At 37.7% G+C, this 12107-nt stretch carries 8 protein-coding genes and 1 pseudogene; 3 read left to right on the top strand and 6 right to left on the bottom strand.

Going from position 1 to position 12107, the window contains the following annotated elements; genetic code table 11:
• Window positions 1-136: 136 nt before the first annotated feature.
• Entirely contained in the window at window positions 137-628 is a 492-nt protein-coding gene (locus ACFIJS_RS02010; RefSeq protein ID WP_375649418.1) for a Fur family transcriptional regulator, read from the bottom strand.
• Window positions 567-3284, bottom strand: coding sequence for a preprotein translocase subunit SecA (gene secA / locus ACFIJS_RS02015; RefSeq protein WP_375649420.1), 2718 nt, complete (start codon window positions 3282-3284; stop codon window positions 567-569). The genes ACFIJS_RS02010 and secA overlap by 62 nt, the downstream gene beginning before the upstream one ends.
• 433 nt (window positions 3285-3717) lie before the next feature.
• On the opposite strand from secA, the gene ACFIJS_RS02020 reads away from it, so the two are divergent.
• The 3 genes from ACFIJS_RS02020 to mutT all read left to right on the top strand — a co-directional run bounded on the left by ACFIJS_RS02020 (window position 3718) and on the right by mutT (window position 6575).
• On the top strand, window positions 3718-4671 hold the full coding sequence (locus ACFIJS_RS02020) for a peptidylprolyl isomerase (RefSeq protein ID WP_375649422.1): 954 nt from the start codon (window positions 3718-3720) through the stop codon (window positions 4669-4671).
• 129 nt (window positions 4672-4800) lie between these two features.
• A complete protein-coding gene (argJ, locus tag ACFIJS_RS02025; RefSeq protein ID WP_375649425.1) occupies window positions 4801-6033 on the top strand; it encodes a bifunctional glutamate N-acetyltransferase/amino-acid acetyltransferase ArgJ in 1233 nt (410 codons plus the stop codon).
• Between the two features lie 128 nt (window positions 6034-6161).
• Window positions 6162-6575 carry an 8-oxo-dGTP diphosphatase MutT gene (gene mutT, locus ACFIJS_RS02030; protein ID WP_375649427.1) on the top strand — a complete coding sequence of 138 codons (414 nt, stop codon included), beginning with the start codon at window positions 6162-6164 and terminating at the stop codon, window positions 6573-6575.
• Window positions 6576-7500: 925 nt separating this feature from the next.
• On the opposite strand, the pseudogene ACFIJS_RS02035 reads toward mutT, so the two are convergent.
• The 4 genes and pseudogenes from ACFIJS_RS02035 to ACFIJS_RS02050 form a co-directional block, all read right to left on the bottom strand.
• Window positions 7501-8363: pseudogene (locus ACFIJS_RS02035) on the bottom strand (NlpC/P60 family protein).
• Window positions 8364-8520: 157 nt separating this feature from the next.
• Entirely contained in the window at window positions 8521-9894 is a 1374-nt protein-coding gene (locus tag ACFIJS_RS02040) for a M17 family metallopeptidase (RefSeq protein WP_375649429.1), read from the bottom strand.
• Between the two features lie 13 nt (window positions 9895-9907).
• Window positions 9908-10906 carry a type I pantothenate kinase gene (gene coaA / locus ACFIJS_RS02045; protein WP_375649432.1) on the bottom strand — a complete coding sequence of 333 codons (999 nt, stop codon included), beginning with the start codon at window positions 10904-10906 and terminating at the stop codon, window positions 9908-9910.
• 118 nt (window positions 10907-11024) lie between these two features.
• Window positions 11025-12014, bottom strand: a complete 990-nt coding sequence (locus ACFIJS_RS02050) for an asparaginase (RefSeq protein WP_375649435.1) — start codon at window positions 12012-12014, stop codon at window positions 11025-11027.
• Between the last annotated feature and the right edge of the window lie 93 nt (window positions 12015-12107).

Consider the following 12107-nt stretch of genomic DNA (forward strand, 5'->3'; position numbering starts at 1 on the left):
AAATTACCGTATAGCATCATACAAAAAAAGGTAATAAAGCAATTTTTACCAATGAAAACTATTATATTTTAAAGGTAAATTTTTATAAAACTTGATTTGCCTGAGGTATTTTATCTAATAATATATAATCACTTTTTTAAGAGTTTTTTTTTCCGTAAAGTTCAAGCCGATGATGGATAATATCATAACCAAGAGATTTTGCAATTTCTTCTTGCAGCTTTTCAATAACATCAGAATGAAACTCGATAACTTTTCCTGTGTCTATATCGATGAGATGATCATGATGTTGCCCATCTGCTTGCTCAAAACGAGATGGACCACCACTAAAGCTATGGCGATGAATTGTTCCATTTCCTTCTAATGTTTTCATGGTTCGATAAACAGTTGAGAGTGAAATACTCGAATCTATTTTGTTTGCACGCTGAAAAATTTCAAATGCATTGGGATGATCATTTGTATCAGTCAAAATATCAAGAATAACTCGTCGTTGACGTGTTACCCTTAAACCAGCTGTGCGCAATTCTTGCTCATAATTTCGCTTTTTATTCATTTTCATAATGTGCTTTTCAAACAAAGGCTCCATGACAGTGTTTATATTTTTTCTCTGAACCGCAAGGACAACGCTCATTACGACCAACTTTTCCCCATGTGGTTATATCGTTAGGATCACGATCTTGTGAATTAACAAATCTATTTTCTTGTGATCGTGTCAATAAGGTGGGAGCATTTTCTTGACTTTGCTTATTAAAGACAGAAGCAGCAGCATCAGTTTGCTCAGGCATGGTCGGTTTTGTGGGTTGTTGAATGATTTCAAAGCGCATAAGCTTAGAAGTGACAATTCGGCGCAAATTTCTCAACATATTTTGAAAGAGTTCAAATGATTCTGTCTTATATTCATTGAGCGGATCCCGCTGCGCATAACCACGAAAACCAACAACAGAACGCAAATGGTCTAAACTCACTAGATGTTCACGCCATAGCGTGTCAATAGTTTCGAGCAATACTGCTTTGTGAAAATAAGCCATAACTTCTGGAGAATAACGTTCAGTACGCTCATTTTCAAGTTTTGTAACAGCATCTGATACACGCTCTAAAATTTGCTCCTCGGCAATTCCATCTTCTTTTGTCCATTCTTCCACTGGAAGCTCAAGATTAAAGAGTTGTTGAAGCTCTTCTTCGAGAGTTTTTACATCCCATTTTTCAGAATATGTCCCTGATGGAATATAAGCCTCTACGAGATCTTCTACGACTTCATTACGCATTTCAAGGATCATTTCTGATAAGTCATCTGCGTTCATGACCTCCATACGCTGTTCAAAAATAACCTTGCGTTGATCATTCATGACATCATCATATTTTAGCAGATTTTTACGAATTTCAAAGTTTCGTGCTTCGACCTTTTTTTGTGCTTTTTCAAGGGCTTTATTAATCCATGGATGGATAATAGCTTCATTTTCTTTCAATCCAAGTTTTTGCAGCATACCATCCATACGATTGGAGCCAAAGATACGCATAAGATCATCTTGAAGAGAGAGAAAGAATTTTGAGCGACCTGGATCGCCTTGGCGACCAGAACGTCCACGAAGCTGGTTATCAATACGACGGCTTTCATGACGTTCAGTAGCGATAACGTAAAGCCCCCCAGCCGCTAAAGCTTTTTCTTTAAGTTGCTGAACATCTTTTTTTATTTCTTCAATTTTAGCTGTCCGCTCTGGACCTTCGGGGATATCCTGTAACTCTTGTCGGATGCGCATTTCAACATTACCACCAAGCTGTATATCCGTACCGCGTCCTGCCATGTTGGTTGCGATGGTGAGAGCTCTAGGAACTCCTGCTTGCGCAATGATGTATGCTTCTTGTTCGTGATAGCGAGCATTTAAGACTCTAAAATCGGTAATGCCTTCTTTTCGCAAACGCTCTGCCAATTGTTCTGACTTCTCAATAGAGGTTGTTCCAACAAGAATAGGCTGTTCTTTTTCATGTGCTTGACGGATATCATGCACAATTGCCCGATATTTCTCTTCTACTGTTCGATAAATTTCATCATCTTCATCAATACGTTGTATAGGCAAATTTGTAGGGACTTCGAAAACGTCAAGACCATAAATATTTCTAAATTCTTCGGCTTCTGTTGTTGCAGTTCCAGTCATTCCAGATAACTTTCTATACATACGGAAGTAATTTTGGAAAGTGATGGAAGCAAGTGTCTGGTTTTCTGGTTGAATAGCAACATGCTCTTTAGCTTCTAACGCTTGATGAAGTCCTTCAGAATAACGCCGCCCTGGCATCATTCGCCCTGTAAATTCGTCAATAATAACGATTTCATCATTGCGAACAATGTAATCTTTATCGCGAGCAAACAGTTTATGAGCTTTTAGAGCATTATTGACATGATGAACGATAGCGACATTTTCTATGTCATAAAGATTTTGACCTTTAAGATGCCCAGCTTGTTCGAGCATTTTTTCAATTTTTTCAGTACCGACTTCGGTAAAGGTCGTTGTTTTTTGTTTTTCGTCTATTTCATAGTCTTCTGGAGTTAAGGCAGGAATAAATGTATCAATAAGGTTATAGAAGTCAGTACGATCTTCTAGAGGACCAGAAATAATAAGGGGTGTACGGGCTTCATCAATAAGAATCGAATCAACTTCATCAACAATAGCGTAATGATGTCCACGTTGGACCATTTGACTACGATCGAAGGCCATATTATCACGCAAATAATCAAAACCTAGTTCATTATTTGTGGCATAGGTGATGTCGCATGCATAGGCCTCTCGGCGGGCATCACTATCGAGATCATGAAGAATCACGCCTGTTGTAAGCCCTAGAAAACTAAAAATTTTTCCCATTGTTTCAGCATCACGACTGGCGAGATAATCGTTTACTGTCACAACATGAACGCCTTTACCTTCCAATGCATTGAGATAAATTGGTAGAGTTGCCATTAATGTTTTACCTTCACCAGTACGCATTTCAGCTATGCCACAGTCGTGAAGGACCATTCCACCAATAAGTTGTACGTCAAAAGGACGCATATCATAAACACGTTTTGCGGCTTCACGAACAGTTGCGAAAGCTTCTGGTAAGAGCAAATCAACACTTTCACCTTCACTAAGACGTTTACGAAAGGCATCTGTTTTTTGGCAAAGCTGCTCATCACTTAATTTTACGAATTGTTCTTCCAAATCATTAATTTGTGCAACTTTTTGGCGGAGCGCTTTGAGACGTCGTTCATGAGCTGAACCAAAAAACTTACGGGCAAAAACACCTAAACTGACCATCTCTGGCCCTTTCTTTTAATTGTTGTCACTCTTGTTGGGTAATTCATACGCTCTCCCCATACTCTACATTTTCTTCAAGCTGTCTGATATCATTAGAGACATCATGAAATGCAGATGGTACCATTATACTTGCTGGTGTGCAATTTTTCACTTTAATTGTAAAGTAGAGATAAGAGGCTAAGCGCCCTATGTCAACTTTAGGTATGCTATTTAACTGATACAATACAAAGTCATTTAAGATACAATATGTCATTTTTTCTATTATCATGTTCTTCATCTGCATTAGATAGGATTGGAGAAACTGAGATAAAAGGACAATTTTATACTTTTTAAAATAAAATTACTAATTTATTTCTCTATGTTTAAAGATTAAAGTACTATGGTAAAGAAAATTGGAATCTTGAACCTGCCTTCATTTTTAAGGAGTATATTTATGAAATTTAACTTTATCACGCTTTTTTTAGCATCAACTTTATTGGCAAGTACAAGTTTAGGGGTGAGAGCCCAAGAAGGTTTGAATTCACCGTCGAATGATTTAAAGACTTTGGAGAAAGCTTCTGAAAAAGCCGTTTCTCCTTCTCATGTTATGGCGGTTATTGATGGGAAAAATATTACAGCAGGCCAATTGGATGATTTAGCGCTTGAAATAAATCCTAATTTAGCACGTTTTTCTGATGAACAACGCCGTATGATGGTCCTAAAAGCTTATTTAGATATGCAGGCACTTGCAAAAGCAGCAAGAAGCAAAGGTCTTGATAAGACAGATGCTTACGATAAACGTATGGCAGTTATGCGTGACAATGTTCTTCAACAGCTTTATTTTAAACAGGCGATTGTTGACAAAATCTCAGATACTGATTTGGAAGCCCTTTATAAGCAAGAAGTTGCTGCTTTACCTAAAGAAGACGAGGTTAAAGCGCGTCATATTTTGGTCAAAACGAGAAAAGAAGCAGAAGCTATCATTAAGCATTTAAATAAAGGCGAAAATTTTGAAGAGATTGCAAAGAAAAGTTCAACAGATGGTTCTGCTGCCGTTGGGGGTGATCTTGGTTATTTTAGCCATGGTCAAATGGTCAAGCCTTTTGAAGATGCTGCATTTGGTTTAAAAATTGGCGAATACACTAAACAACCCGTTGAAAGTCCTTTTGGTTGGCATATTATTAAATTAGAAGATCGTCGTTTGAAGCAACCGCCTGCATTTGATGATGTCAAAGAGATGTTGCGAACACAGCTGATAAAAAAGCGCTATCAAGAACTGATTGTTGATTTGCGTAGCAAGATAGATGTGAAATACCCTGATCCTGATGTTACAAAAATCATGGAATCGCTTCATCAAAATGGGACGCTACTTCCCGATGAGACATCGGATGAAGAAGATACGGAATAGCTAGGAAAAATAAGTGGATAGCCTCTTTAATAGATAATTTGCTAGGTTAGTTTTGTTCAAAAAGCCTAGCAGTTTTCTATGAGAGGTTATTGATCTGCAATCATTTCATTTTTTTATAGAAAGCATATTGTGGTTTTGAAAATCTCTCCTTTGTCGCCTCACAAGATCCAGGCGCTTTCTCCCTTATCTGGTGTACGGATAGCGACAGCTGAAGCTGGGATTAAATATAAAGATCGTACAGATCTTCTTTTCATCATATTCGATAAGCCAGTGAGTGTAGCCGGTGTTTTTACTCGTTCAAAATGTCCATCTGCCCCTGTAGAGCATTGTCGTGCATCGCTTCCTCATGGGGTTGCGAGGGGTGTTGTTGTGAATTCTGGAAATGCAAATGCTTTTACAGGAAGCAAAGGAAAGCACACAACCAATGCAATCATCTGTGCAGCAGCAAATGCTTTAAAGGTTAGAGAAGATGAAATTTTTATAGCTTCTACGGGTGTTATTGGTGAGCAAATGGATGCATCGGGTATTGTCAATCTTTTACCAAGTATGGCAGAGACAGCAGAAGAGGGAAATTGGTTGGAAGCTGCAAAAGCCATAATGACAACGGACACATTTCCAAAACTTGCGACGCGCACTTTTGACTGTGGGGGAGAGAGTGTTACCATTAATGGAATTGCAAAAGGTGCTGGTATGATTGCACCCGATATGGCGACAATGCTGTCGTTTGTGGTTAGTGATGCTACTATTTCTTCGGATGCACTCCAATCCATGTTATCAGAGGCAGTTGAGGGTTCTTTTAATTCAATTACTGTTGATAGCGATACCTCAACTTCAGATACGCTTATGTTGTTTGCGATAGGAAAAGAACATTTTCCATGTCTTACAAGTAAATCTGATCCGCGTTATGGGGTTTTTGTGAAACAATTGAGTGCACTTCTGCATGAGCTTGCACTACAAGTTGTTTGTGATGGTGAAGGTGCTCGTCATTTAATTGAGGTTAATGTGATGGGGGCTACAACAAACAATGCAGCTAAAACTATTGCTTTATCAATTGCAAATTCACCGCTCGTAAAAACGGCTATTGCCGGTGAAGATGCGAATTGGGGGCGGGTCGTTATGGCAGTTGGGAAGGCCGGTGTTGAAGTCGATCGTGATCTATTGACGATTTGGTTTGGTGAGCATCGTGTGGCCGTGAATGGCGTACGAGATCCTGAGTATTGTGAAGAGACAATAGGTGCTTATATGCAAAGTAAACACATCACAATTCGTGTTGATATCGGTTTGGGTAAGAGCACGGCGACGATTTGGTCTTGCGATTTAACAAAAGAGTACGTTATGATCAATAGCGATTACAGAAGTTAACGGATGCACTCTCTATATTAAACTGCCTATTATTTTTTAAAAAGAGAATGAGATATGTGAGTTCTTTTTGAGGTAAGGAAATATACTAGAAAGAGACAGTTATCTTTATATTTTCATTGGAGAGTGATATGTGTGTAAAAAGCCCCCTTCTTCTTGTTGTTGCATGTGCACTGTTAGATCAAAATAATCGTGTTTTGCTTACCAAGCGTCCTGAAGGAAAATCGCTGGCTGGTTTATGGGAGTTTCCTGGTGGAAAGGTTGAGCAAGGTGAAACTCCAGAAATTTCATTGATCCGTGAACTAGAAGAAGAGCTTGGTGTGTATGTTCAGGCAAATAATTTACACCCTTTAACATTTGCAAGTCATAGCTATAAAACATTTCATCTCTTAATGCCATTGTATCTTTGTGACCATTATGAGGGCGTTGCGCAAGGACGAGAAGGGCAAAATTTAGAATGGTTTTTTATTAATGATCTTGATAAATACCCTATGCCTGATGCTGATAAACCATTGGTTCAGGTATTGAAAAATCACCTTCTTTAATGTGTTATAAGAAGGAAATATTGTTTAAATATAAATCAATATATTGAGTTATAATAATAATTTATAATTTTTTTTATGTTGAATGGGGAAGTCCAGGGTCATAAAAAATTTTTTCATTTCAAATTTGTTTTATGTTAAATTAATCAAAATCATTCTTTTGCACGTTCCAAGCGGGGCGGGTCATGTGGATAAAATTATTTAAGACAGAAATAAATAAAATACGTGCTGAAAGAACACTCTTCAATAGCCAAGGGTTATCGCAACATTGAGAATTGGCAAAGTGTATAATGATGCTTTTGCGCGCTTCATAAGCATAAAAATGGTGGTAGGTAATGGATTTATACTTTTCGCGATTATTATTGAGAGATTGTCTTGGATGCATCGAGAGATATTAGGAGTATTTATTTCATAAGATATCGATAATAGGAAAAATTTCAAAAAATGTTGCTTTTGATTAAGAGGGGCATATCCCTTACGTAATATAGAACGCCATTGTGTTGCATATTTACGGGGTTGTTTAAAAGAGGCATCTCGTAACGCTCTAAAGCCCATTTTGTGCCGGTATTAGTGAATGGTATAACGTTAAAGCACCCATAGAAATAATGTAAAATCTATTGAGTGCTACTATCTTTACGCTTATGAAGGAGTAAGCTGGTCCCAATGTTACATAGTTCTTAGCATTTGGGAGCATTCAGAAGGGATATTTTTTCTTTTCGTAATCATTTTACTTATATATCAATTCCACTTGTGACGGACAAAACAAGCAAATGATTTTGATTGCTTCAACATAAAAAAGATTTGAAATGAGAGAATTTTACGATATTTAGAATTCTTGACACAGAATGAATGATGGATAATTATCCTTATAAATCAATTTATTATATAACAAAAACATTCAATTAATTATTTTTATAGGAGGCATGTATTAAGTTTCTTGCATTGGACGACGTTTTGCAATGGGATATTGATTTTTTTAGCTATACGCGTAATTGCCTTTTCCAATGGCTCGATCATAACGTCCATGGAAAAACCATTTGAATGAATAATATTTTCATGATCAACCATAATAGCAACATGATCTTTCCAAAAAATTAAATCGCCTCGTTGAAGTTTATCAGTATCTATAAGAGGACTACCTATAGTTTCTTGCTGCATATCGGTGTCACGTAAAACTATTCGATCGGTCATCATCATAGAGAGCTGAATGAGTCCTGAACAATCAATTCCAAAACCGCTGACACCACCCCAAAGATAAGGTGTACGGATAAAGGTTTCTGCAACTGTGACATAATCTTCATATACACGTCCAATGGGGCTGAGATGGCTCGTAATGATTGCTGTTCTATTTTCAAGAATAGAATACATTGTGTTACGGACTTCAATTTCATCAACAACACTGACTTTGCTTCCCATAAATAACGGAGACACTATTGGTCCACGTAAATTAGCATGTAAATATTTAAATGTACGTGGTACTGAAACTATATGCGTTTGTTTTATAGTTGATGTACAAAGGACTGTTGTATCAATATAACCAACGTAACCATCTTTGAGGGATTGCCCCCACGACATCGTTTCCCCTTGTTCAAAAATGAGAAGTTCTTCTCCCAATAAGCATTCTGTTTGTCTTTCACTTTTTTTACTATTTTCTTTAAAAAGTCCAGCGACCACTGTATTAACACGTCTTTTTTCACCTTGAACAAAGCGCTGGGCCGTAATTTCTGTTTCAAGACGTTGATCTGCTAGATCATCTCTGAATGCATAAAGCCTTGGGTCTTTAGAGATCATCTTTTTGTTTTCCGTTTTTTGCTTCTTACCTTTAAACAAACTCATGAAAACTCTATCGGTAAGGTTTTTATCCTCAAACAAAAATAAGAACAGAGTTTAAGACAGTCGCAATTATTCTTTAAGATGTAAAATTGTCTATCCTTGTGGATATAGTGTGTCAAACTTCATTTTTAAAAATATTATAAAGGGCACGAATAGTTTGTGCTGATCCACCAATAGGGTATCCTGGTTTTTCTTTTGGAACCCATCCATAAAGGTCAAAATGCGCAAAATGTTCAGCTTTTTCAACAAAAGAATTAAGAAATAAAGCAGCCGTTATAGAGCCAGCAAAGCTATTTCCAGTTACATTGTTAAGATCAGCAATTGGTGATGATAACATCTCTTGGTAAGGTTTCCAAAGGGGCATTTGCCAAAGAGGATCAAAAACAGCGTGAGCAGATTCAGAAATTTGTTGTGCCCATATTGAATCATTACAATAAAATGCGGGAAGATCTGGTCCTAATGCTATACGCGCTGCCCCTGTTAAGGTAGCCATACAAAGCATGAATTGTGGACTTTCTTCATCACCATAGGCGAGCGCATCGGCAAGAACAAGTCGCCCTTCAGCATCTGTATTACCTACTTCAATACTTAAGCCTTTACGACTCTTAAGAATATCACCTGGTCGGTAAGCATTCGCAGAAATTGCATTTTCTACAGCTGGAATCAAGACACGTAGACGGAAAGGCAATTTGGCATCCATGATAAGTTTAGCCAATCCCAAAACGTTTGCCCCACCCCCCATGTCTTTTTTCATAAGCAACATATTATTGGCTGATTTAATATCGAGTCCTCCCGTATCAAAAGTTACCCCTTTGCCCACCAACGTTATTTTAGGATGATGTTCTTGCCCCCAGTGTAACTCAATCAGTCGCGGTGCAGTACTGCCTGCTTGTCCTACGGCATGAATCATCGGAAAGTTATGGGTTAAGAGATCATCTCCACAAATACTGTGGACATGAGCACCGTAGGTTTTTCCTAGTTTTCGGGCTTCTTTTTCGAGAGCATCAGGGGGCATATCATTGGCTGGAATATTGATGAGATCACGGACGAAAAAGACAGCTTCATAAATTCGTTGGAGTTCATTAAGATCAACGGCCTCATTGACATGGATGGATAATGATTTGAAAGAAGAATTTTGACGATAGCGATTAAATTGATAGCTACCGAATGCTAATCCAAGATAGGCATTTATTTCATCAGAGGTTGTACCTTCTAAATGCCATTGACCAGCAGGAAGTTTTTGAGCAAGCAGTCCTGTGATAAAGGGATCGCTCCCATTGCCAATTCCAAATAAAACTTTTTTTAAATGCCCTGTTTCGTGAGGAACAAAGAGTATTTGTCCTGCTTTACCAGTAAAGTCATTAACTTTTATCCATGCTGTTGTTGACGCATCAAGTGATAAGTTGGCAAGAGTTCTTTGGTTTACCAAGATGATAGGGCAACTGTTATCGATACGCGTTGAGGTAAAATGAATGTGATAGTGCTGCATAGTTATGAGATCCTTATAGTCGTCTAAGTGCGACATACTCGACCAAATGATTTTTTCCTTTTCGTAGAATGAGATTGGATCGTGGTCGTGTTGGCAATATATTTTCTTGTAAATTTTTTAAATTGATTGTTTGCCAAAGATCCTCAGCGATTTTTGAGGCTTCTTTTTCACTGAGCAGGGCATAACGATGAAAATAGGATTCAGGATTTTGAAAAGCTGTCTTACGCAAACGTTTAAAGCGCTCCAAATACCAGTGACGAATGACTTCTGTTTCGGCATCAACATAGATTGAAAAATCAAAAAAATCTGATACGAAAGGAATAGCTTTCCCATCTTTAGGAAGATCACTGACCTGTAATACATTAATACCTTCAACAATTAAAATATCAGGACGATCAATGGTAATTGTCTGATTTTCTAGAACATCATAGGTCATATGTGAGTAAAGCGGGGCACGGATATTTCCGATGCCTGCTTTTATAGCCGAAAGAAAGCACAGCAATTTTTTAATGTCATAGGAATCAGGAAATCCTTTACGATTCATACGATTTTTTTGCTGTAAGATTGCGTTAGGATAGAGAAAACCATCCGTTGTAATCAGATCAACTTTAAGGCTAGATGTCCATCGTTTCAACAGTTCTTGAAGAATGCGAGCCGTGGTTGATTTTCCTACTGCTACAGAACCAGCAATTCCAATAATAAAGGGCGTTTTTCTACTCTCTTCTTGATGGAGAAACTGCTGACGTTTGTGAAAAAGTTCCTGTACTGCTTCAACATGGCATGATAACAGACGCGATAAAGAAAGATAAATGCGTTGGACTTCTTTAAGATCGATAGGATCATCAATAGAGCGTAAACGCTTAATTTCATCAAAAGTCAAAGTAAGAGGTGTGTCTGCACGAAACTCTGACCATTCTTGTGCAGTAAAAACACGATAGGGTGAATATCGGTCAGAAACGGATTTGACCAGATTATCTTCCTGATTAATTTTTTGTATAGTCGTATCAATCATTTGTATTGGTCGAGAATTTTTTGCTGCAGCAATCGATTAAAAGTAGACAGATAAGCGGCTTGATTTTGAAATAAGTTTTGTATTGCATGCTCTCTTCAAGATAATAGATCATTTTTCATTAACTTATAGTCCAATCATTCCAGTTTGCACGGATTTGTGCTAATGAGTGCCCTTGCGCTAAAAAAGCCCATAGAAGTAGACGCGCTTTTACAGCTGATAAATAACCAGACATGAGAGCACCAGAAGAAATCATATCGATTTCTGAGCCTTTATAGCCGTAAGTTATACGAGTTGTTGAGCCATTACAACAACGACTAGCAATAATGATTGGTATTTTTTGTGCATATTGTTGTACAAGGTCTGCTTCTTGAAAACTACAGTGTCCTGCACCAAAACCAGCAATAACAACTCCAGCATAATACCCACTTTCGAGACATAGTTTCATTAATTGTGCATCAGATGATAAAGAGGAATAGAGGAGTGCAATTTGATGATCGTGGTTTTGGGGAAGATCAAACGTTGTCGGAAAAAATTTTTGATCATTGAAATAAATAAGTTTTCCCTCTAAAATAGTTCCTAAAATACCTGCAAAACCTGATTGAAATGTTTCAACTTTGACGGTATGGCTTTTATAGAGCCAATAAGGTGAATGAATTGTATCATTTATGACAACGAGAACGCCCCTGTTACGACTTTGTGGGGTTGCTGCGACACGAGTGGCTGCTAAAATGTTGGCGGGGCCGTCCGCGCCTGCTTCATGAGGCATGCGCATAGCACCGGTTATGATAAGTGGTTCGGCTTCCTTCCAGTAAAGAGAAAGAAAAAAAGCAGTTTCTTCTAGAGTATCAGTCCCTTGTGTTAACACAATACCTTCTGCACCAGCATTTATTTGTTGTTTTGCCCACTCGATTATTTCAAAAAGAATTTGAAATGATAAAGATCCACTTGGTATTTGCATTAATGTTTGTGCATGAATATCAGCAACGTTATTTAAATCAGGAACACTTTTTATGAGGTTATTTGAAGTTAAAGTCGGTTGCATGTGACCAAAACTATCAGCAGTCATTGCAATTGTTCCACCTAAGGTCCCTATGGCTATTTTTTTCATAATTTTTCTCTAAAAGGTACAAACTGTTTATATAAAGCTATTTAGCAGTAATTTACATTGACAACAATGATATCATTTTTCCATTTTCAACAA

The organism is Bartonella sp. OT172YNZD (assembly GCF_042193725.1).
Lineage (GTDB): Bacteria > Pseudomonadota > Alphaproteobacteria > Rhizobiales > Rhizobiaceae > Bartonella > Bartonella grahamii_A.

Excerpts from the sequence above, each read along its gene's own strand:
- ACFIJS_RS02010 (WP_375649418.1), bottom strand. The coding sequence starts at position 628 with ATGAGCGTTGTCCTTGCGGTTCAGAGAAAAAATATAAACACTGTCATG.
- secA (WP_375649420.1), bottom strand. The coding sequence starts at position 3,284 with ATGGTCAGTTTAGGTGTTTTTGCCCGTAAGTTTTTTGGTTCAGCTCAT.
- ACFIJS_RS02020 (WP_375649422.1), top strand. The coding sequence starts at position 3,718 with ATGAAATTTAACTTTATCACGCTTTTTTTAGCATCAACTTTATTGGCA.
- mutT (WP_375649427.1), top strand. The coding sequence starts at position 6,162 with ATGTGTGTAAAAAGCCCCCTTCTTCTTGTTGTTGCATGTGCACTGTTA.
- ACFIJS_RS02040 (WP_375649429.1), bottom strand. The coding sequence starts at position 9,894 with ATGCAGCACTATCACATTCATTTTACCTCAACGCGTATCGATAACAGT.
- coaA (WP_375649432.1), bottom strand. The coding sequence starts at position 10,906 with ATGATTGATACGACTATACAAAAAATTAATCAGGAAGATAATCTGGTC.
- ACFIJS_RS02050 (WP_375649435.1), bottom strand. The coding sequence starts at position 12,014 with ATGAAAAAAATAGCCATAGGGACCTTAGGTGGAACAATTGCAATGACT.